Origin of the sequence: Microvirga sp. Mcv34, from assembly GCF_024519725.1 — a bacterium.
GTDB lineage: Bacteria > Pseudomonadota > Alphaproteobacteria > Rhizobiales > Beijerinckiaceae > Microvirga.
Genome location: NZ_JALJRK010000031.1, coordinates 29,400 through 52,307 on the forward strand (window position 1 = coordinate 29,400; position 22,908 = coordinate 52,307).

12 protein-coding genes are annotated in these 22,908 nt (G+C 59.1%); 2 read left to right on the forward strand and 10 right to left on the reverse strand.

Features of this window, described 5'->3' with window-relative positions; all coding sequences use genetic code 11:
• Window positions 1-146: 146 nt before the first annotated feature.
• From OC446_RS16985 to OC446_RS17010, 6 genes are all read right to left on the reverse strand, one after another.
• Window positions 147-3,578 carry a DNA polymerase III subunit alpha gene (locus OC446_RS16985; RefSeq protein ID WP_262030209.1) on the reverse strand — a complete coding sequence of 1,144 codons (3,432 nt, stop codon included), beginning with the start codon at window positions 3,576-3,578 and terminating at the stop codon, window positions 147-149.
• 6 nt (window positions 3,579-3,584) lie between these two features.
• A complete protein-coding gene (locus OC446_RS16990) occupies window positions 3,585-4,232 on the reverse strand; it encodes an exonuclease domain-containing protein (protein WP_262030210.1) in 648 nt (215 codons plus the stop codon).
• Window positions 4,233-4,317: 85 nt separating this feature from the next.
• Window positions 4,318-4,728, reverse strand: a complete 411-nt coding sequence (locus OC446_RS16995) for a hypothetical protein (protein ID WP_262030211.1) — start codon at window positions 4,726-4,728, stop codon at window positions 4,318-4,320.
• A 105-nt stretch (window positions 4,729-4,833) separates the two neighbouring features.
• The gene (locus OC446_RS17000; protein ID WP_262030212.1) at window positions 4,834-6,702 is read right to left on the reverse strand and encodes a VWA domain-containing protein; all 1,869 of its coding nucleotides are present in this window, start codon (window positions 6,700-6,702) and stop codon (window positions 4,834-4,836) included.
• Window positions 6,703-6,712: 10 nt separating this feature from the next.
• Window positions 6,713-8,374, reverse strand: coding sequence for an AAA family ATPase (locus OC446_RS17005; protein ID WP_262030213.1), 1,662 nt, complete (start codon window positions 8,372-8,374; stop codon window positions 6,713-6,715).
• Window positions 8,375-8,548: 174 nt separating this feature from the next.
• A complete protein-coding gene (locus OC446_RS17010; RefSeq protein WP_315986519.1) occupies window positions 8,549-10,159 on the reverse strand; it encodes a DEAD/DEAH box helicase in 1,611 nt (536 codons plus the stop codon).
• Window positions 10,160-10,308: 149 nt separating this feature from the next.
• Here OC446_RS17010 and OC446_RS17015 point away from each other — a divergent pair, with 149 nt between their 5' ends.
• Complete coding sequence (locus OC446_RS17015; protein ID WP_262030214.1) at window positions 10,309-11,550, forward strand: hypothetical protein; 1,242 nt, start codon at window positions 10,309-10,311, stop codon at window positions 11,548-11,550.
• Between the two features lie 440 nt (window positions 11,551-11,990).
• Here the strand turns inward: OC446_RS17015 and OC446_RS17020 are convergent.
• Window positions 11,991-13,210 (reverse strand): IS3 family transposase gene (locus tag OC446_RS17020; protein ID WP_262030215.1). Its coding sequence is split into 2 segments (ribosomal slippage): window positions 11,991-12,862 and window positions 12,862-13,210, totalling 1,221 coding nucleotides; the frame shifts between segments, so codons are not numbered across the junction.
• Between the two features lie 99 nt (window positions 13,211-13,309).
• Between OC446_RS17020 and OC446_RS17025 the strand changes: the two genes are divergently transcribed.
• Window positions 13,310-15,049 carry a calcium-binding protein gene (locus OC446_RS17025; protein ID WP_262030216.1) on the forward strand — a complete coding sequence of 580 codons (1,740 nt, stop codon included), beginning with the start codon at window positions 13,310-13,312 and terminating at the stop codon, window positions 15,047-15,049.
• An 89-nt stretch (window positions 15,050-15,138) separates the two neighbouring features.
• Here OC446_RS17025 and OC446_RS17030 read toward each other — a convergent pair whose 3' ends face one another.
• The 3 genes from OC446_RS17030 to OC446_RS17040 all read right to left on the reverse strand — a co-directional run bounded on the left by OC446_RS17030 (window position 15,139) and on the right by OC446_RS17040 (window position 22,818).
• Complete coding sequence (locus tag OC446_RS17030) at window positions 15,139-15,951, reverse strand: outer membrane protein (protein WP_262030217.1); 813 nt, start codon at window positions 15,949-15,951, stop codon at window positions 15,139-15,141.
• 163 nt (window positions 15,952-16,114) lie between these two features.
• Window positions 16,115-16,609, reverse strand: a complete 495-nt coding sequence (locus OC446_RS17035; protein ID WP_262030218.1) for a hypothetical protein — start codon at window positions 16,607-16,609, stop codon at window positions 16,115-16,117.
• A 68-nt stretch (window positions 16,610-16,677) separates the two neighbouring features.
• Complete coding sequence (locus OC446_RS17040) at window positions 16,678-22,818, reverse strand: Eco57I restriction-modification methylase domain-containing protein (RefSeq protein ID WP_262030219.1); 6,141 nt, start codon at window positions 22,816-22,818, stop codon at window positions 16,678-16,680.
• Between the last annotated feature and the right edge of the window lie 90 nt (window positions 22,819-22,908).

The following is a 22,908-nucleotide window of genomic DNA, read 5'->3' on the forward strand; positions in this document are numbered from 1 at the left end:
CACCTTCAGCTGGAACTATAAAGACAAGCCCCGAGGTTCCAGGCGGGCGCAGCGCTTTCTCCCGGATGACGTCCCGAATTTGGGCGAGGCCGGCGTCCCCGCAGTTGGGGGAGAGCCGGATCTCAATTCTAGATGGGTTCATGGTTCTATCCCGTCATTTCGATCCCGATGACGCCTTTCATGGCTTTGATGGCTCCAAGGCTTACATCATCGGTTTTGATGGTGAGGCTCGTCTCTTTGGGTGCATTGCTCCCAATTGCGATAAACAGGCGTGAACCATTTTCAGCCTGGGTTCTGAGAGCAGTGTGCGAGCGGATCTGACCGAGAACCTGAACAGCCAACGTCTGATCTGCACAGCGGACTACCGCGCCGTTTCCTGCCTTCTGCTGTTCGGCATTGGCGGGCGACCAGCGCGTGATCACGGGACCGCTCTTGGACCAGTCGATCTCAACCACGGCGATCAGCGGATCCTTAGAAAGGATAGGCGGAACGACCTTGTTCGAGAATTGAGCCCGCATCGCTGAGCAGGCGTCACCGACTTGAACCTCGGTGATCACCGTTCCATCGACATTGCGGTCCTGGATGCTGACGATTTCGACCAGAGCTTTCAGAGAGGTCTGGTCAGGAGTGATCTCCCGCATGGTTCGGCGGGCCGTCGTCAGTGAGACAATCCCATTCGTTCCGATCAGGTCGGCATAGATGTCGATGGGGTGCGCCGCAAATCGATAGCCGAAAGCCTTCTCCTCACCGGCAATTGCATCGGCCGTAGAAAGAGGCTCGACCGTGAATTTTAGCGGTACCGGCGCAAAGCTGCCGAAGAGATCGCCTTGGTTCACGCCTGCCGACTTTCGGCTTGTCGCCTGCTTCCGTAACGCTTCCGTAGCAGAGAGGTGCTTGGCCCGCAGATCGATACGGGCCTGGTTGTCCTTTGGAGCCACAGACTTGTCGGTGTTCTGGGTCTGGAGACGGTCGAAGGCGCCGGCCAGGATCAGGGTGAGGATGTCAGATTGTTTGACGGTGCCCAAGGTCCGGTCGATGAAATCCTCGAGAGACTTGAAGGGGCCGGCCTCGCGGATGGTAGCAATCTGAGCTGCCAGATCCCGGCCGATGCCGCTCAGAGCGCAAAGAGCATACCGAATGGCTTTAGAGCCGTCCTGCCGTCTCTCGATCTGGAAGCTTGCGCCGGACACATTGATATCGGGTGGGAGAACCGTAATCCCGATTTTCTTGGCCTCATCCACGGTCCGCATGAGCTTTTCGACCTTGGTGATCTCCTGCTCCATGTTGGCAGCGAGGAACTCATGGGTGTAGTGGCGCTTCAGGTAGGCCGTGATCCAGGTGATCAGCGCATAGGCTGCGGCATGACTTTTGTTGAAGCCGTAGGCCGCGAAGGGCAGGACGAAGTCATAGAGCTCGTTGGCATCCTTTTCCGTTTCGCCCTGCTCGATGCATTTCTGGACAAAGATCGTCCGCTGCTTAGCGATCTCCTCGGGGATTTTCTTACCGATGGCTTTACGCAGAACATCGGCCTCGGCGAGGCTGTACCCGGCTACGATCCGGGCCATCTGCATGATCTGCTCTTGGTAGATGATAATCCCGTAGGTCTCTGCCAGCGTTTCGGCCAGCTTTGGATGGGGATAGGCTACCTTGGCACGGCCGGCCTTTCGAGCGGCATACTGCGGGATGTACTCCATCGGGCCGGGGCGATAGAGGGCCACAAGCGCGATCAGGTCTTCAAACCGGCTCGGCTTGATCTCCCGGAGCGCCTTAGTCATCCCAGGGCTCTCGATCTGGAACACGCGAAGCGTCCAGCCGCGATTGAGCATGGTGAAGGTCGCTTCGTCCTCCCATGGGAGCGCATAGGGATCGATTTCGATCCCATCGGCCTTCAGGAGGCGGCGGGTATTCTCGATGACTGTCAGGGTCTCAAGACCCAGGAAGTCAAACTTGACGTGTCCGGTGGCCTCGGCGGCTCCCATTTCGAACTGAGCGACTTTGAGGTCGCTCTTGTCTGGCGGGTAAAGCGGACACGTCTCGATCAGCGGACGGTCTGCGATAATGATACCGGCGGCATGCTTTGTGGCATGGGTGACCGATCCCTCGACGACCTGGGCGGCCTTGAAAGCCTCTGAGGCCTCCGGCTGTGACAGCGCTCGGGCTACCGCAGGGAGTTGGGCTGCATCAGCAAGGGTCTTGGCATCATCAGGGATGAGCCTGACGAAGGATTCCACCGCACCCGGGGTCATGCCTCGGGATGCGGCCGCTGCCCGGAAGGCGCCCTTGGCTGCCAGCGTGGCGTAGGAGCCGATATGCGCCACGTAGTCAGCTCCATAGCGCCGGTGAACGTAGTCGAGGACCTCCGGGCGCCGAGCTTTGCAGAAATCGACGTCAAAATCCGGCAGCGAAATCCGCTCGGGATTGATGAATCGCTCGAAAAACAGACCAAAACGGATCGGGTCTAACTCGGTGATCGACAGAGACCATGCCACAAGTGAGCCTGCACCGGAGCCGCGCCCAGGTCCTACGGGGATGTTGTTCTGCTTGGACCAGGTGATGAAGTCGGACACGATGAGGAAGTAGCCAGAGAAGCCCAGACGCGTGATGTGGTCGAGCTCGAATTCCAGCCGGTCGAGATAGGCCTGTTTCTTCTCTTCGATGTAGGGATTTTGGGAGATCCGTGCGGCCAGTCCTTCCCGGGCCCTTCTTTTGATCTGCTCGATCTCATCCTCAGCGGTCAGACCGGGCATATGAGGGATGCGGGGCTGGCTCGAATTGACGAAGGCTTCCGACCGGCTTGAAATGGCATCGGCGTTAATGAGGGCCTGAGGTACGTCCTCAAAGAGGGCCTCAAGTTCCGCCGGCGTCTTGAAGGTCACTCCGGCAGTCAGATTGCCTTTCTCGGCTAGGGCCTCGGCGACCCCGGTCTCCTTACGACGGGAGACGAAGTCGATGATCTCAAGGGCCTCGCGGTCTGCAGCGGTCCCGTGACGGATTTCGCTGGTGGCGACCACAGCCGGTTCCAGGCCGAGCTCGTCCAACAGGTCGAGGATACGAGCCTCAACGGATTCCGGTCTCTGCCGACGCTCCAGCTCGACGGCGTAGGTGACGCCGCTGGCATCCAAGGTGGAAAAGAGGGTTCGGACGTAGGCTGGCGCGTTGCTGGATCGGGTCGCGTTCGGCAGGAGGCCGTCCGCAGTAGGCCCCGTGAGGAAGTAGATCGTATCCGCTTGTCCCTCGACCAGAAGCTCCAAGGGCAACGGACCTGAATGGCAGTCTGAAGCCACCTTATAGAGATGCTTCAGCCCGGCCTCGTTGCGGGCATAGAGGGTCACCCACCCAGTAAGGGTCGTGTTTGCTTCGGCTCCCTGGATGCTGGCTTCGACAGAAAGGCCAAGGATAGGCTTGATGTCCGCCTTCTTGGCGGCTTTGCAGAACTCATATGATCCTGCCATCGAGTTGCGATCACAAAGACCGACGGCGCTCTGCCCTGCAGCCTTGGTGAGGCTGACAATAGCCTCCGGCGACAAGCAAGATCGGCCGAAGGAGTAGTAGGACTCGGTTTTAAGGTTGTTCGGCATCAGAGATCACAGAAGCTTCGTGGACCAGCCGCGAACAGCCACGGCAGGCGAGGTAATCTTGGAGGCTTGGGAACCGGCGAAGAGATCGTTCTGAGACTGCGGGTTCTCCCGCAGGGCCAGCATTCTGATCCAGACTTCCGCCAAGAGGGTGCAGTCCTTGATCGCATCGTGCTTCTTCGCCCGCTCGGGATCGTAGAGGCCCAGGCGCCCAGCCACTGCGTCGAGGTTCACCGTCCGGCCTGGCCAAATGAGCGAGGCGGTGTCGATGGAATTGATGATTGGGTTCGGGAGTGGCGGTAACCCATCCCGCCGACAGGCGTCATTGATGAAGCCGACGTCGAACGGAGCGTTATGGATGACCAAAGGAGCGTCACCGACCATGTGGCAGAATTTCGGATAGACCTCGCCGAACAGCGGAGCATCCTGAACCACTGTGTCATGGATCCCATGGGCCTCGAATGAGCCATAGGAGATCCGGCGCCCTTCGGGATTGATATAGGAGTGGAATGTCCGCCCGGTCCGGACGCGGTTCACGACCTCAACAGCGCCGAGCTCGATGATCCGGTCGCCATCTTCGACGCTGAGACCGGTGGTCTCGGTATCAGCAATCCAGAAGCGTTCGACCGTTTGGTTCTGGGGGTCGGATGCAGGCATTGGCGGGTTCAACTTTTGAATTTATTGGGGTTTTTGCCCTCTAAAGGGGAGAGGGCAAAATCTGGAATGATGAGCTTTGTGTCCCTTATGCACCCATTTGGGCCGTGGGAGGGCAGGCGCGCTCTTCAGAGGCAGGGGTCGCTTTGCGTTTGTTTTCTCCCACTCGGATGACCTCCCCATCTGGTGTTGAATTGTACCAGCCGGCGATGTGGTAAACCTTGCTTCCTCGATTGAGCTTGCCTTTGAAGCAGGGGCGCTTGGCCTTCTTGTCGGCATCTGTCAGGGCGAACGTGAAGATCGCGCCTTTGAGCAGTTCTCCAGCAGCGCTCCTTCCGGATACCGCCTGATACCGTTTTCTATCCCTGGACACCTTTTGCTGGGTTCGAACCTCAAAGGTCACCCCTTCCAGGACGATGGTCCCCGTAAGCGAGACAGAGGTCTGCGAGGTCTGCTCATTGAGCGTTCCCGAGATCACGAAGGTATGCTGGGGGGCCATTTGTGCTCCTTATTGCTGCAGCGATCCGGGAAGCACCCGTTCTCGAATCGCGAATTAAATTGCAGTTCCGCCGCGTTATCCCTCGCTTTTAATCCAAGGCGAGGGTCAGAGAAACCTGCGAACAGCCTCAAGGAGTTGGATTGGGAGCTCACTCACATCATTTATGACGAGCCACCCGGGGATGTTCATGGATGGAGCTTGCTGGCTGATCCCGATGCCGATCAGATGAATGCCACAGGAGATGGCGACGTTTGCCGCCTCTTCGGCTGCGATCGGATCGTTGGCTTCCCCATCGGTGATCAGGATGAGAACCTTCTTGTCGTGTTTCAGCCGGTAAAGTTGGTGGGCTCCCTCGAGAATGGCCTCGGCCGTCGGTGTTCCGCCGTTCCTTCGGCGCAGGACGGACCCGAGAGCCGGCCGCATCGTCGAAGGGGGCTCTCCGAATGCTTTGTGGCGAACAATCGTCGGATTCAGTTGATCGTCGGTGGTGTAACTGTCGATGGCAAGGTCAATCTGGCGTTGGTGGCCGATAGCCTCGATGACCGCTCCGGCGGCCCGCAGGAGAACATCGCGACGGCTTATTCGAGCTTTCGGCTCCGACTGGCCTCTGTTCGGCTGCTCCTCAGACGTGAGCATCGATCTTGAGGCGTCGAGCATCAACTGGACGGCGGCGCTTGTCCCGGCACGGCGCTCAGTGCGTCGGAAGATATCCGGATCGCGCATGGCGATGCCCATGATGTTCTGATCGTCGAGTTCTCCTTCTAGACGGTGGCGGCGGACCACCTTCCGCTGGCGCGAGATAAGGAGTGACCGAACCGCGGCGGCGAGTGTTTCAGCGTCCCTGCTCGCGTTTTCCATGATGGACCGGAATTCATCTCCGTCCTCCGGTTGCCGGGTCTCTGGAGCGATGATCAGGGGGCTGGAGAATGCTCTTCGATAATGGCTGGGCAAACGCCCGGAGGCCTCGGCGCGGGCAACCGATCGGTTGTAGGTCCGAACATCGATCTGAGTTCGGCTGACGATCCTCGTAACCACATCAGAGATGTCGAGCAGAGGCGTGTTCAACTGGTCCGCGTCGTCTCCCTGCCAATCAGGCTGACCACCGTCATCGGCGAGACCCGGATTAGGGACGCTCGCTGTCCCACCGTGGGCGGCGGAGCATCCGGAATCCTGCTCACCAGGTGCGTTTCGTCCGGTTTGGGGCCCGGGCGGGTTGAGTGTGTCGCCCCCGCTCTCCTGTCGGCTGTCTTGCGGTCGATTAGCCTGGGTTCGCTCACGGGAAAGGCGGATCAACAGGTCGGAGAGGTGGAGGGCAACTGGGTAGAGCTCAGGATTATCCCTGCAGCGGGAAATCACAGGCCAATAATGCTGGACGATCTCGACGGCCTCCGAATCCACATGCTCACGCATGAACTCGATCGCAACCTGTGCTGTCGGTGCACAGGGATAGGCATTGGCGATTGTACCGAACCAGGTGAGCGTCTGGTGGACGTTGGGGATCAGGCGAGGGGGAACAGAGGGATCACGGGCTTGGAGCTGGTTGAGTTCGCGAGATACGATGTGATTGCGGGTGTAGCCGATATTGACGTGAGAACCAGGAAACTCCCTGGCGCCAATGGACTCTATCCTCCAGTCATCCAGACAATTCTCAGTCTTGAGCCAGACTCGAAGGCGATGCTCCTGGGATTTGTCCATCTCGGCCGCAGGAAGCCCAATCGCCGTCTCGATCCAAGGGAGGCGTCTAGAAAGGGTGCTGTAGAGGGGATGGAACACTTCATGGTTCCCATATCCTCTCAGGACCTTGGCATCCGCGTCGCTGTATTCGCTTTGCGGCCAGATCGCAGGTAGATTTATGTGCACGCCATCAGTGAAAGCTCGGCTTCCTCTGAACGTGATGTTGAAGCGTCGGTTCCCCATCGCCGAGAGCGTTGAGGCAATCTCCCGGCGCAGGATGTACCCTGGAATGGTGGTCATGAGGGTCTGCTTAGAAAGGGGCCGGAGGATTCCAGGACGGTCCGTAAATCTGATGAGCGAGCTCATAGATTGTCTTGGCATCGACCAGCGTAGGTGCCCGGGCATAGAGAATCCGCCGGACAGCTTCGCATTCGTCACCGTAGAATGAGGCGAGGTCCGCAGTCGCTTCGAGCTGACGGAAGCTGCAGGTGGTGCTGATCTCGCCTTTCTTGTAAGCGGCACGGATCAGGTTGGCCACTTTGATGATGTTGGTCGCGGCCGAGGGGTTCTTGATGACGCCGCGTTCGGTCAGGATTTCAGCCTCCTCATCGGGCGGCGCATAGTCCATATCGACCCAGACAGAGAAGCGGTCGCGGGTGGCTTCCGACATCTCATTGATCATCTGATAGCGGTTTAGGCTGTCGGCCCGGCCCTTTGTGTTCGCCGTTGCCAACAGCGCAACCTTCGGATGGGGAGGCACAAAGCGTCCTTCATCCTCCAGGATGGTGATGCCTTCGCCCTCGTAGAGTTGGTGCGCGATGTACTGGAGATCCGGATCGGCCCGGTCGATTTCGTCCACGTCGATGACGGCCGGCTGGGTGATCGCTTGAGTGAGGAGCCCGTCGAACCAGCGGGTTTCCGGTCCCTGGTGGGTGCTGATCTGCTTGAAGCCGCCCAGCATGTCACGTTTGCCCATGTCACCGTGCATGGGGATCCGGTACCAGGGGCGCCGTAGCCTGCCGGCAATCTCTCTGGTCACCGTGGTCTTCCCACATCCTGGCGGGCCAGTGAGAACTGAGTTGTACCCCCGATCCATTGCCCAGAGGATGAGGCGAAGGTGCTCGATGTCGAAGCGGTGGCTGTGATCGATGTTCGGAACGCGAGGATGCTGGCCGGACCATTCGAAAACGGTAACAAGAAAATCCAGCTTGTCTGCGTCGCTCGGGTGGCGCAGCGCATCCGCAAAGAGATCCGCGGCTTTGACCTGGTGGGGGCGCCCCTCTGGATAGCTGCCGTGAGCCAGGACAGTCTGGGCTGACGGTACGATCGCGGGTTTGGAGATTGCGATCCGGTCGGCCTCAACGAGCTTGCTGAAGACGCTCTCAAGGCTCCGGAACTTGCCGCTGGTAGCTTTTTCGACCAGGCGGTCACCGCTCGAGAGGATCTCTCGGTCGAGAGCGAGGCGGCCGACTGGTTCATAGCCGCCTGACGGCGCCGAACCGACAGAAGGCGGAGCTGCCGTCGTAACAAGGTTGGCGACTGGCTCCTGAGGTGGCGTCAGATGGGGCAGGGTAGTATCCGCTTGGGCCAAGGCGCTGATAGCGTCGGCGAGCGCCCGATCGCTAGCGCTCTTCATACGCTCGCGAAGCGCCTCTATCGCGTCCGCATTGGCAGGGTCGGTCAGTGCTTTGCAGAAACCGGTATGGCATTCCGAGGCTGGATCGAATCTTACCTGGCCCATCGCCTTGTGGACGAGGGTTCGGGCGGCGTCGATGCAATCGGCTAGGATCGCGTGCGCTTGCTGGGGCCCAAGAGCCTCCGCCAGGATGCCACGGAACTGGTCAGCGACTTCGTCCTGACTGGGGAAGAACACACCGCCGCGGCTGCGTGTGATCCGGAAGTAGGTCTTTTTAATGTAGAGACCGACCAGGAGGTTGATGAGGAATGATTTTTGTTCGTCGATCTCGGACATTGGGGTTTACTTCAATGAGTAGATTTGAACTCATTTCAGGAAACCAGATTCTTTTGTTACTTCTTTCCACGTTCGGAATTCGTCACGACGACGATGGGAAGGACATTGGGACCGGCGCAACTTTGAGAGGAGGGCGCTGTCTCCTTAGACATACGCCCTCCTGAACTTAGCATGTTATCTTGCAGCAGCCTGTGCGTTCCTCGCGTGCTGAACCTGCAACCGGGTAAAGGTCATCAGCGATCCCCTGGATTCCCTGAAACTGTCGATCAGGATCTTCGTCATCTTCCGGGTCCGCTTACCGTCCCCCTTGTCGACGCGGGTCGATTCAAGAACCGTGAACAGAGAGATGTTCCGGCGCACGGCTTCATGGCCAATCTTAGAAAGGTCGATCCTTGTGACGGTGCTGGGCCGAGCAGGTTTGATGTCACGGACCTGTCCTTGCTTACGCCCTGCAGTGTTCTCCGTCTTTTCATAGAGAAGATATGAGCGTGAACCCGGAGGGCGAACGGCGAACAGGCTCTTGTCCCCTGTATGGAGGCCAAGAACCTCAGTTTGATCGCTCTCCTTGGTCAGACGGCGCCAAGGGCGATAGTTGCTCGCATTCGGGCCCTCCACCACATAGGCCTCGATCTCGATGTAATCCTCCATTCGTCCGTGAAGGACGGTCGAGGCTCCCATATCGATGACCAAGCACTCCTTCTTATCGAAGGTCACAGCCCCGGAACCGTCTCGTTCCGTGTGGGCTCTCATGCCGCGACCTTCCATCTGCTGCTTTTCGGCGCGGCTGGTGATCTCTTTTGCGTTGAGGATGCAGGCGGTCTTTGTCTCGTCCACCCCTTCGATGAGCATATCGACGCTGCAGAGGACTTGGACGGCACCCTGCCGATAATCGCTGAAAGCCTTTTCGACTTGAGTGGGAGACAACTGGGAATGGACAGTCTGGGCCGCGAAGCCGGCATCCTTGAAGGCTTTGGCAAGACTCTCGGCGTCTTTGATAGTGCCAGCATAGGCGAAGGTTGGCATGGTAGAGCCCCCCTCCTTAGCCCATGCCTGAACGCACCGCTTATGGTAGTCCGCCGGCCGATTGTTTCGAATATGGCTTTGGATGCCGGACTCTGTTTCGACCGGATTTCTCGGATCGATGTATTTGCTGACTGCCGCCTCGATCGAGGATCCGTCTTTGAGGGCGACATAGGGGGTGACCGTTCGCGTCGGCACGATCGCGCCCATCTTCAGAGCTTCCTGATAGGAGACCCTCAGGAGCTTTGCATTCGCCAGATCCGGATGGAGTTCCTTGCCGTCAGGTCTCTCGTGAGTAGCCGTTGCTCCCATCACCACTAAGTCGGGATTGATGGCCCGAGCCGCGTTGATGATGGCGGAGTGCTGGGAGTCGGCATTCTCACTTGCGTGGTGGCATTCGTCGACAACCAGGAGGTCATAGGGCTTCAAAGACCGGATGTTTGCCATCACGGTTTCGGGGAGCGCGTAGACAATCTGACCGGTCTGATCGAGTTTCCCGTCGATACCGAGTGAAGTGCTCTTATGCCCCAGGCTTTCAGCACGCCGCTTGTTCTGCTGCGCGACCGCGATCAGATCCTGCATGACGAGGATGTTGGCATCAGGCTTGCGCTGGAGCGTCTTGTTGATGACGTCCGTGAACATATTGGTCTTGCCCGACCCTGTAGGCGAGACGACCAGGACATTCTGGCCGGTTGCCAAGAGTTCCGAGGCCTGGGTGGTCACGCGATCTTGCATCGCCTGCCGGAGTTCGTGATCAACGGGCATCAGAGAATCCGAAACTGGGAGTTTGGAGCCAAACGCAACTACGATTCCTGATCATACCATTAAAATCGGCTTTCCTGAACCGGAAAGCGTAAATATGTGTTTTTAATTCGGCCTTCATGTTAAAAGCGGCACGTTCATAGGAGTGCCCGATGGCAGTAAAGAAATCACATATCGACGGCTTCGGCGTAAAGGCGGACAGGCATTTAGATAGCCCGTCGGCCCATCAGAGGCCCCATGACCGGCCTGATGATTCGAGAACGCCTGGATCCAGCGGCCACCCAGAGCGGAGCTCGCGCAGAGACGGTAACGATGGCGTCGGCGATGTAGCCAATTCGTTTCTGAAGAGGGCGGAACGGAACGACAAGCTTTCGGGGCTCGCTGAGGGTGCAGCGCGGTTCGGCGCCTATGCTGGCCTTGCATATGGCACTATGGAGCTGGTCATTCTCGCCCGCCGGGCCATGGTGAAATACCTGACAGGGGCTGATCCTGACGCTCCACAGGCTGCGGAACAGGCGAAGGCGGCGGGGTTAGACCCGCAAAAGGGCGAGTGGGCGGAAAAGGCGGTTCGGCTCGACCAGGCAGGGATGCAGCAGGCGAACGGCAAGCTTGCGGAAGTCGCTGGCGCGGTCGGGATCAATCTTCCTGGACAAAGCCAGGCAGAGGGCGGAAGGCTAGTCTCAGAAGGGAAGCTAGCCTCACTGGAGCCGACAGATACTAAGACGTTCGTCCTTGGGCATAAGGACCCTGGGAGTAAAGAGGATCAGAGCGTTATCGCACTTTCCACCGGGGCCGGCCGAGAAACCATGTCGGCCTATTCCCAGAAGACCGAGGACGGTCTTGTACGGAAGCGCAATTTCGTCAGCGAGTTGCCGGAAGGATCGCTCAAACTGGGAGAGAACGGCGTGGATCTGTCCTCCCGGGCCGACAAGGCTCTCCAAATCGGGAGCAAATCGATGGGTGAGAGCTCGCTGGAACAGATCGTCGGCGTCGGCAATCGCGAAACCGATGTGGCGACCATGCTCAACAAGGACGGACGCGTCAGCAAGGAGGCCCGGTTCTCTGGGAGGGGCGGGCAGGGCGCGGTGGAAATTTCCGAAGGCCGAGCTGTGTTCTCGCAATTGGACGATCGCGGTAAGCCCATATCCACTCGCGAGTTGAAGGATCCCGGGATTTCGGTTTCGCCGGAAACCGGGGCTGAGAGCCTTCCGAAAAGCGCAATTCACCAAATCGGAGCTTTCGCGGCTGATCCATCCAAGTTCCCAGCGGGAATGGAACCGACAGGAGCGGATAAGGTGCTGGATCAAGCCAAATCGATGAACTCACGTCCGGTCGATATTAATTTCGACATGGGACGGTTCGCTCCGGTTCGCGATCTCGGCATATCTAGGTAGAGTGAGTGGGAGCCTTAAGGGGCTTTTGCTCAAGCAACGAGAAGGCCCGGAGCGAAAGCGCCGGGCCTTCTCTTTTGTCAGAAGGGGCGGTTGAAGCTCAGAATCTGCAGTTCATACCAGCGAAGTTGGCGTCAGCTTTCGCCGCGAGCTGGCCTCCCGTATGTCCCGCTAAATTTGGTATCTGCCATAGTGCCCGTCGAGAATCTTCAGACGGCCAAGGCTCCTAAAGCGACCTAACGCGCACTACCCCAAGATACCCAAGAACTAGGACAAAATGCATCATTCCCCCCATGTTTTGCTGTGGTATGGCCAGATCAGCATAGCCTGCAAAGCGAAAATAGGGTCGACACGAAGCGATGGCCGATACCAGCCCACCCTCCCTAACCTTCATCGGACTCCCGTCGGATCTGAATGTTGTTGCCCCCGAAAGATCGGACAGATCATCCCGGTTGACGTGAGGCAATGAACTCACGCGGGGAACGATAGCCGAGTGCCTTGTGCGGGTGAAGGCTGTTGTAATGCTCGAACCATAACGGCAGGCTGACCAGCACCGTCCGGGCGTCCGGGATCGGACTGACGCGGACGTAATCGCGCTTGATCGTCCGCACGAAGGCTTCGGCCATGCCATTGCTCTGGGGGCTCTGTACGGGTGTGGTCCTCGGCTCCAGCCCCATCTCTCGCGCCAGGCTCTTCGTCTCATGGGCGATGTAGCATGAGCCGTTGTCAGAGAGCCATTCGATAGTCTCTGGCAGACGATTCACCGGCCCGAAGCGGTACTCGACGGCGGTGACCATCAGATCCTGCACATCCTCACCCTTGATGCCCTCTGTGGTGGCCACATGCCCGAGCACCTCGCGGTCGCAGCAGTCGAGCGCAAAGGCGACCCGCACCTTCTCGCCATTGTCACAGCCGATCTCGAACCCGTCCGAGCACCAGCGCAGATTGGAGCGATCCACGGCCACGCGCCCGTCGTGCCGGCGCGCCTCGGCGCCGCCGGCATGGCGCTGCAGCAGGAGACCGTGCGCCTTCATGACCCGGTAGACCCGCTTGTGGTTGGGAGCAGGCCGACCCTGCTCACGGGCCTGGCGCACCAGGAGGGCGTGCACGCGGCGGTAGCCGTAGGTCGGCAGGCTGCCGATGATGGTCTGGATCGCCTCCACCAGGTCCTTGTCCGGCCGAGGAGGACGGCCCCGGCGCTTTGGTGGTCGCCCGGCCGCTTGCGCGGCGATGTTGGAGCGGGCGACCTGAAGGGTGGCGCAGACGGCGCTCATCGCAAACCGCCCTTGGGCCACGACAGCGAGCGCAACAGCTGCTTTTTTGGCCCGGTGGCGACCTCCAGCGCCTCCTTGAGGATCTCGGCTTCCAAGGTCTTCTTGCCGAGCAGGCGCTGCAGCTCGCGGACCTGGTTCTGCAGGGCCCGGTACTCGGAGGCGGCCACCACCTCCTCTTGGGCACTGGTGGCCGTCAGTGCTCCCTGGGCAGCAAGCTTGCGCCAGCGGAAGAGCTGGTTGGGGGCCACTCCATGCCGGCGGGCGACCAGGCTAACCGTGGCGTCCGGCTCGTAGGTCTCCTGGACGATGGAAAGCTTCTCGGCGGCCGTCCAGTGGCGGCGGCGTTGCGGTCCGTCAAGGACCTCAATCTTGGGGGAAGAACCAGTCATAGGCCTAACACTACTCCTATCTCTTAGCGAGGTGGGAGATCGTGTCCGGTCAATTCGGGGGCTACTTCACTGAATATGAACGGCCAAGATCAAACGGTCGTGTTCTCGGTAAAGGCCACTGATGCCGAATCGGGCGTTAACTTCGTCCAAGTAAAGTTGGATAAACCAATCTCCCAAGTCACACCCGACGGGCGGGTGTTCGAAAGCGAGTACCTGACCTTTTATGACGAGATTGATGTCGCCAGCGATGGCATGTCTACGGAGCAGGTCAGGCTGTCGGCCTTCAACGCGTCCACCACGTTCTCCATTGCCGAGGTATGGGTTGGGGACAATGCTGGGAACGACTATACATATCGTGGGACGGAGCTTAGCCAGATTGTTGATCGGACAAGCTTTACGATCTCAGGCAGTCTGCCTGATGAAAGCGGCCCGACACTCACGTCCCTTACGATTCCAAACTTTGTTAACCTGAGCAAAGGCCATCAGTGGATGAGTTTCACTGTTGGCGGAACGGACGACAGTTCTGGCTTAGCAGAGGCATGGATCCAGTTTAGTGAGGGCGCCAATACGGTAAGCACAAGCGGCAACGGATCGTCTAGCCGGTTCGGCGTTCTGCTCGGGTGGGACGGCGACGACTTTAGCGACGGGCAGTCTACACAAGTTGTGGGGTTAGCCGCGGACAACTGGCATGACCGGTATACGATCGATTTCGTCGAGTTGAGGGACAAGGCCGGTCACACGACCACATATACAGCCGCAGAACTAACTGCGCTGGGCTTCTCCACTGGATTCAATGTCGTTACCGCCCCAGAAGATAAAACTGCTCCTACGCTCAGCACTCTTACGATCCCCTCGAGGGTTGAACTAACTGGGAAGGCAATTGCCGCGACGTTCACAGTCGGAGCATTCGATTATCACAGCGGGGTAGCGTCTGCTGAAGTGGTGTTCGATAAACCGCTTACATACTCACAGTGGGGGGTGACTCAAACATCTCAGATATTCCAGTTCGAGCGGTTCTTCTTTCCGATTTTCGCGGAAACGACCGATGACCAGGATCTGTATATCAGCCCGAACAATCAGCCTGGGACCTACTCGGTGACCAAAGTCACCGTGACGGATATTGCAGGCAACGTGAGAGTGTACACAGGGGCGGAAATCGCGGCCTTGGGCCTGCAATCCCGCATCACGCTTACCACGGCGACACCGGATGTGCCGAGCACGCCGCCGACAGAGGATCCCGGAACCCCTGTGATTGTGCCAGTCACAGAGGTTGTGACTGCAACGAGCCTCACCCTTGAACCCGGTGTGAAGAATGTCGTGGCCCAAGGGAGTGGGAACGTGACCCTGATCGGGAACGCCCTCGACAATCAGATGACTGGCAACAAGGGCAGGAACGTTCTTGAAGGGAAGTCCGGCAAGGACAAACTGAACGGCGGAAATGGCGATGATAAGCTTGACGGGAGCATCGACAACGACATCCTTGTCGGCGGAAGCGGGAAAGACGCCTTCAAGTTCACAACGAAGCTCGGCACATCGAAGACCGACCGGACATTCAACTTCGACACGATTAGTGACTTTTCGGTCAAGGACGATAGCATCTGGCTGGATAACGCGATCTTCAAGAAGCTGGGATCTGGCTCCTTGAAGAAGCCCAAACAGTTGGACAAGTCGTTCTTTGTTACTGACAAGGCCAAAGAGAAGAACGACTATCTGGCCTATAACAAGAAAACGGGCGTCCTGTCGTATGATGCCGACGGCTCCGGCAAAGGACAGGCGATCGAGTTCGCGCAGTTGAAGAAGGGGCTCAGCCTAACTTACAAAGATTTCTTTGTAATCTGAGACCCTTCGGGGCGTTTACTCGAGCATAAAAAAGGCCCGGTGCCAAAATCACCGGGCCTTCTCTTTTCCTCAAAGGGGGCGTTTGAGGATCAGAACTTATAGTTCAGACCTGCACGGAGGACCGTGAACTTGTTATCCGCTTTGGCGGTGAAGGTGTCTTCCGCGAGGATGTCAGTGTCACCCGTGTAAGTGCCGGTGATCTTGGTGTCCTCGAGGTCGACATAGAGGGCTTCGCCGCGAAGGGTGAGGTTGTTGGTCAGCGCGTACTCGGCGCCGCCGCCGATGGTCCAACCGAACTTGGTGTCGGACTCGGTGCCTGCCCAAATGTCGGCCGGACGAGTGGCGCTGGTGGTCAGCGTGTTGGTCGCGGAAGCGTCGATCGACCCATAGGCCAAGCCACCGGTCGCATAAACGAGGAAGCGGTCGACCGGGACGAAGCCTACACGGGCGCGAACCGTGCCGAACCACTCGAGTTCCGAACGGAACTCCAGGGACTCGTCTGCGAAGCCGGTATCGAAAGCGCCGAAGGACTTCAGCTCCTGGTCGGCATAGTTGATGTCAGCTTCAGCGCCGACCACGAACTTGCCAATCTGGTAGTTGTAGCCAACCTGGGCGCCACCGGTGAACCCGTCGCCGCCAGTCGTATTGAAGCCGCCGAAGGCTGCGTCGTTGAAGAAGAAGCCCTCCGAACCGGACACCGTCACGTCATCGCTGTTGTTCCAGCCATACCCGGCGTTCACGCCAGCGTAGAAGCCGGTCCAGTTATAGCCCGAGCCGACAGCCGTGAAGGCCGGCACCGGAGCAGGCTGGGACGTGAAAGGAAGATCCGCGGCAGATGCGGGCACAGCGAACATCGCCATAGCAGCGCAGGCGGCGAGCGAAAGGAAAGAACGGTAACGCATGTCAACCTCAGTGTGACTGTTGGAGGGGATGATCCGGCGTCAATGTTGGAGCCGGGATAGCAACTGCGGGGAGTTGTTGAGCAGCTGGCTATTTCGAGCGTTCAGGGAACGCTTTTTTGGGGTTTTCAGATTGTCTCTGGCAATTTCCTACTGGGAGATGGGATTACGCGGTTCCAAGAACGTTCCGCGCAGCGACAATCCGCTCGTGTTCGCGTACGGCGAGCCACCGTGAGGTGGCGACGAACGTATGCATAATGAGAATGCCGACGGCGAAAACCGGAGGCATGTTGAAGCCGTAAGGGACGGCGGCGAGAATGAACGTCAGGATGTAGAAAGCGCGGTTCTGGTAGAATTCCAGGTTGCGACGGAAGCGCTTGAGTGCATCGAGTTTGCTCAGGTTGCCCTTGGCTGCCATGCGGCTTTGCGTATAGCGGACCCGCCAAGCTCTATAGAGATCCTGCTTCCAGGTAATCCGCTCCAGACCGAAGGCTTGCAGGAGGGCTCGGCGTCCCGGAGAGCGGAGCATCGCGGCGATCCCGAGGAGCGCCAAGATGCCGAGTGTGAGCCATCCGGCCAGACCCACAAGGTTGAGAACGAGCAGCAGTGCTAATGCCACCCGCTCCTCAATTGCTGCCGAGACCGTCCTGTCGTCAATCATCGATGTATTCATGTTACGATTCGCAAACTCGCGTTCGCCTTATTTGCACTCTATAGCACTATTCCGAATTAAAGTGCATACCCGACTGCCATTTCGGTAAACGCGAGGTCATCATTGGCAGGCAGGGGCGGTTCCTCGAACTGGTTGAGGTCCGATGAGGCTAAAGGGGCTTCTAAGGCAACCTCCTCAATGCCGTCTTGCACTGCCTCGTCGGGTGCGGTTTCAACCGTTTCCGCTTCCCCGCCTTCATCAGCGTCCGCCGCTGCTGCGGCCTCCGCTGCCTTCTCGGCGGCGAGCTCTGCCTCAAGAGCATCGAGTTCAGCCAGCTTTTCGAGCAGAACCGCCTCTTCGGCGAACGGAGCGCCAAGGCGGTTTCTGATCTGCTCGATCCTGCGCTGACTGCGCTGGATCTCGTCCTCATGGCGGTAAAGAAGGCGTTCCAGGCCACCGACCTGGTTCAAGCCACGGGTTGCGATGCCGCCCGGGGCGAGGTCCTGATCGAACGGGTATGTGACGATCGGGTCAGGATCTCCAGGGAGATCCATGTAGACCTCGGCGCCGTACTTCGTGAAGTTCGTCGCTCGGATGCCCACGAACACGATATTGAAGCCGGCGAGAGTGCCGATTTCGCGGTTACCGACTGTCTGCCGGTTCACATGCTGTGCAACCGCCTTAATGATAGCGTTGCCGAACGCCTCGCGCTTGTCATAGACCACGCCCTCGACCGTGCCGTTGAATTCTCCGGCCGGAACGGGTTGGCGTTGTTTGATGGCCTCCCTGATTACATCGACGGTGGATGTAGAGGTCTCGATGGTCTTCTCAGCCCACCGCTTTTCGGAGCGCAGTTTACCCTGTTCAGAGTTGTGGGCCTGGCGGAGGCGCTCAAGGCGCTCCACATCAGCCCTCAGGCCGGCAACGCGCATATAGCGCTCGTCGCCGGACGCCAGAGCAGCAGCCATCTGGAAGGCTGAGGCCTCGGAGACGTCGTCCATGCTGCGGATCGTATCGTCGCCGTTCATGGCCTGCTCAATGAAGCGAGCCTTGCGAGCGTTCATTCCCCACATCGTGGAGTCATAAGAGCCTTTTGTCGCATAGGCACGGATACGAACCGAGCTATTCTGGTTGCCCTGACGCTCAATGCGACCCTCGCGCTGCTGTACCGAGGCGGGGAACCACGGCGCATCCAGGTGGAAGAGGTCATAGAGGCGCTTCTGGACGTTCACGCCAGTCTCCATATCCTTTCCGCCGATGAGGATGCGCTTCTTGCCTTCGCGCATCTCTGCGAACAGGCGTTCCTTCTTGGCATGCTGCTTATGATCGCGCATGAAGGCGATGTGCTCCGGTCGGACTCCGCTCTCGACCAGGCGCTGCTGCATCCAGGCCTTCATGTCGAAACCGCGATTGATCGCAGATTGCTCGCCCAAGCCAATATCCGTGAAGATGATAGAGGTAGCGCCCTTTAGCGGCTCAGGCCGCTTCGTGGCCGGGTCGAAGAACTCGAAATCGGCAGTCTCATGGTAGGCTGCGATTGCATCGTCGAGCATCCGATTGAGTTTGCTGTCGGGATCAGCCGGCCAGTTGGGATCGACAAAGCGCATATCGATGGCCGAGAAGCGCCCGTCGGCGATCACGGTCAGAATGATGTCATCACCCTTCTTAGGGGCGCCGGAGCGGTTACGGATCGCCTTGATCCGAGCCTCAAGCTCTTTCTGATACTCCTTATAGCCGGTGGGCACAGGGGTCACGACGATCTGGCGCTGACCGCTCTCAATGAGCGGGCGCTCTACCAGTTCGCCAAGCTGCTTGCTGGACAGGATGTCCATGAAGCTCCGGACACGCCGCATAAGCTCCGGCACATTGTAGAATTTGGCGAAGCGGCTCACGATCTCGTAGCCACCAGCTGCGTTCTGCTCGAAGCCTGCAACGATGTCGCCGTACTGGGCTGCCCAAGCGTCGAAGCTAGCCAGACCATCGGCTTCCAATTGAGCCGGTTGGAAGAACCGCTGGACCGTAAACAGTTCGCCCATGGTGTTGGTGATCGCCGTGCCGGAGGCCATCACGATGGCACGTCCCTTATTGGCGCGGCGCAAGTAGTCAACCTTCATGAACAGATCGAGTGCACGCTGCGAGCCAGCAGGGTCGATTCCCTTGATGTTCCCCTGGTTCGTTGCGAAGTCGAGTTTGCGGAATTCATGAGCTTCATCAACATTGATGAAGTCGACACCGAGTTCCTCGAAGCTCAGGACCTGGTCCTTCTTGTCCGAAGCCAGGCGAGCTTCCAGACGACGCTCAAGCGCTTCGATGCGCCGCTCAATCTGCTTGCGGGTGCGGCGGTCTGAGTTGTCGACATCCTGGAGCAGCCATTCCCACTCGCGGATTTGGTCGTCGATGAATTCCTTATAGAATTCGTTGCTCATGCCGATGCGCCCGAATGCCGAGTGCGTGATGATGATGGCATCGGGATTATTCAGAGCGGCCATAGCCACAAAGCGACGGCGGTTGTGGGTATGGAAGTTGTATTCGTCGGCTACGAGGATGTTTGCCGCCGGATAGATCTCGAGGAATTCCCGCGAGAACTGCGCGAGCATGTGGTTAGGAACCACAAACATCGGTTTCGAAATCAGCCCGAGGCGCTTCTGTTCCATCGAACCGGCGATCATTTCGAAGGTCTTGCCCGCACCAACGGAGTGCGCCAGGTAGACGTCACCCTGCTGGATGATCCGCCAGACAGCCCGCTTCTGGTGGGCATAGGGCGAGAACCGGAGCGAAAGGCCCGGAAGGGTCAGGTGCGAGCCGTCGAAGACACGCGGGGCGATATTGTTGAAGTTCTCGTTATAGTAGGAAACGAGGCGCTCCGTGCGGTCAGCATCGGTCCAGAGCCACTTCTGGAAGGCTTCGCGCATCTTTGTTGCGATGTCGTTGGCCTTCTCGGTGGCTTCCACATTGACGGTCGAAGAGCCGTCCTCATGGCGACCCACGATCTTGATCTGCTTGCTGTTGAGCAGCGCCTGGAGGACGTCGGAGGATTCCATCCGGTCGAACGTCCATTCGGACACGGCATGATGGTGGCAGGTGACCGTCCACGATCCGAGAGATGCCGTATAGGTAACCTTCATCCGGTCGCCGATGACTTCCTGGGCGAATTCCTCGATGTCGGTGGTGGGGATCCAGTTGGCGCCGAGACGGACCATAATGTCCGAGGCGGCCAGTGGCTTCGGCTGTACCTCCATCAGGGCTTCCACGTTCCGCTTATAGCTCGGATCGAGGCTGCAAGCGGCCATCGCATCCTTCAGCTTCTGGGCCACGTTGCCCGACAGGTATTCGTCGGCCATGACCCACTGACATCCTGCCGGATCCTTGAAGATGGAGGTTCCAAGATCGGCGATCACCTCCTCGCGGCTGAGTTGAGCAAGGCGTGCTACATCGTCGACATCGAGACGGCCCAGACGGTTCAAGGACACGAACAGGGCATCCTGGGTCGTGTTGATGGCGGGTTCCTGATCCCGCTTGAGCACCCGGCCCTGGAGGACCGGCCCGCGGCGGATTTCCCCGTCCTCGGCGATGGTTTCCAGGGCATATGCAAGCGCGCCTTCGGCGTCGATCCGGATCAGGGGATCGTTCTTGAAGCGCTTGGTCTCGGTGACGGTGCCATCGGGATTGGACCGTTCGATAACGGTGTACTGCAGAATCCGGCCGTGGGATTTGACGAAGGAGTCATAGGTCTCGTTGAGGCGAGCCAGCGAGAACTCCCAGTTTCCGTCGTTGAGCTGATCAGCCTGAGCCTTCTTCAGGGCGTCGCGCAGCTTGATATAGCCCTTCAGCCAGAAGAGCTCGCTCGGGCGCAGATCGATCGCCTTGCCGGACGAGTTGTAGCGTTGGGTCAGCGGCTGGCCGATGCCGTTTTCGAACTGCATGACAGTCCCGTCCTCGGAGAGGTACAAACCGCCGACTTTCCGGTTGCTCGGGTCGAGGTCGATGGTCGGGCCGCTGGCGGCGGTAGAGGCGACTGACGAGGATTTCGGGCGCCTGGCATAGATCCCCTCAGGGAGGGTCAGGATAGCCGTCTCGAAAGCATCCTCGATGGTTACGTCAGACAGAGGATCGACGGAGTATTCAACCGCCCGGTGCATCGAGCCGCTGACGCTGTGGCGGCCGAGGACCATATTCGGGTTCGAGACGAAATACTCATTGATCTCAAAGTCGTAGCCTTCGACCTCGATCTTGGAGGTCTCCATCCAGTCACTCAGGTGGAGAACCGGCTCGCCGACGGCTTCCCCGCGCTCGTTCGTGCGGTACAGGGCAGCGCCCATGCTGGTCCGGCGAACCTTCTCGCCAGTCATGCGCTTGCGCAGGAAGAGAACGTCGGTCACCACCTGGGTGCCGGCGTTCTCCTTGAAAGCGGTCTGGGGCAGACGAATGGCCGCCACAAGATCGGCACGCTCGGCCATGTAGCGGCGGGCCTTGTCGTTCTTCTTGTCCATCGTGCCCTTGCTGGTGATCAGGACAACAATGCCGCCTTCGCGGACGCGATCGATGGTCTTGGCGATGAAGTAGTCGTGCAGGAGGAATGCCTGCTTCTTGTACTCCGGATCGTTCAAAACCTTGGTGGAGCTGAACGGCGGGTTTCCGATGGCGGCGTCGAAGAAGTCCCGCGGAAGGGCCGTCTTAGCGTAGTCGCCCGTGATGATATGGCTGCGGGGGTAGAGGAGACGGGCAATAGAGGCCGAGACCGCATCGTATTCGATGCCGGTGTAGGTGCTGGCTGCGGCCATATCCTCGGGCATGAGGCCGTTGAACAGACCGATACCCATACCGGGCTCAAGGATCGAGCCGCCATCGAAGCCCAGGCGCTGCATGCCCCTGAAGATCGAAGTGATCACCGCCTCGCTGGTGTAGTGGGCGTACTGGGTGGTGCGCTTGGCCTCCTGGTACTCGTCGTCCGTCAGGAGAGCCTTCAAGCGGTCGGAGAGCTGGTACCAGTCGTGGCGGTAGCCGACGCCGAACATGCCATTGGCGACTTCGCTGGCGCCCCAGCCCGTGTACTTGGTGAGGAGAGACTTCTCCTCGTCCGTGGCCTCCCGGCCCTCAGTGGTGATGGCCTTGGCGAGTTCGATGATGTCGATGTTCCGCCTGGCAGTTTCCTTCCAGGATCCCTGGCGCTTCAGTTCGCCGGGCTGGATGCGATAGTTGCGGCGCCCGTCGAGCTCGGCGTCCGGAGCGATCGAAACAAGGTCGGCCTCGTCCAGAACAGTGTCGATAACGACATCGCCGACGAACGGGTCCGTATTGTCCGCGGGCGCTTCGGGGGGAACCACCGGTGAGGTGCTTTCAGCCTCAGACAGCAGGGTTTCTCCTGCCGGAGCAGATGCCGCCTCAAGAGAGGCGGAGATCTCATGCTGCTCGATCTGCAGCGGGAGAGACAGGGGCTCGGTGACGATCTCGACCCTCTGGGCGGCCGGGACATTCTCATTCGCCGATGCAAGTTGCTTTACAGCCTGAAGGTCCTGAGGCTTTACGAGACCGCGCTGGATCTTGAGCGCGCCCTTCTCGTCAACACCAATCAGGGCACCGGAGACCGCAATCCATTCGCTCGGGATTGTGACGGCGGTCAGAGGAGCCGCAAGCGACAGATCCGGGGAGCGATAGGGGATCATATCCCAGGCAGCGTCCGGAGCGCTTCCGGTCGTAACCCATTTCCAGCCTTCCGCCTTGACCTGGCCTGAGATGGCGTTGAGCCTCCGGGAGGCCAGCTGAACCAGCAGGGACGGATCGGACAGGGTGCCGTTGCCCGGTTCGCCGAAGAGGTCGCGCTGAACGAAGCCGCCGGCGGCCTTATAGGCATCAAGGCCGACGAACCCGACCAGCCGGTGCCCCTCGGAAATGCCCATGGGGCTCAGGATGAGGCGGATCTGATCGGGCTCGGCCGCCCACTCATTGAGGGCATGGAAGATGACCTTTTCCTGGGCCTTGAAGTCGGACGTGATGCTCAGGGCCTCGATCTGCTCCAGATCCAAGTGGCCCTGCCGAAAGAGGGCGATGATCTGGGGAGCAACCGTCGTGAGCTGTACGCGGGAGCGGGCCTCTTTGAGGCTGATACCGAACCGAGTGGCGATCTCGCTGATATTCACGCGCTTCGAGCGCGAAAATTCACGGCACTCGTCGATCTGATCCGCGAGGTTGATCGCGACAGTCGAAGCTTCTGACATCATGGACAATCTCATTCGTTTGGCTTTGGCCGAAGGCCGCGTGGCCGAAGCCAGCGTTTGGGGGTTTTGATGTGGGAAATTCCAACGTTTGAA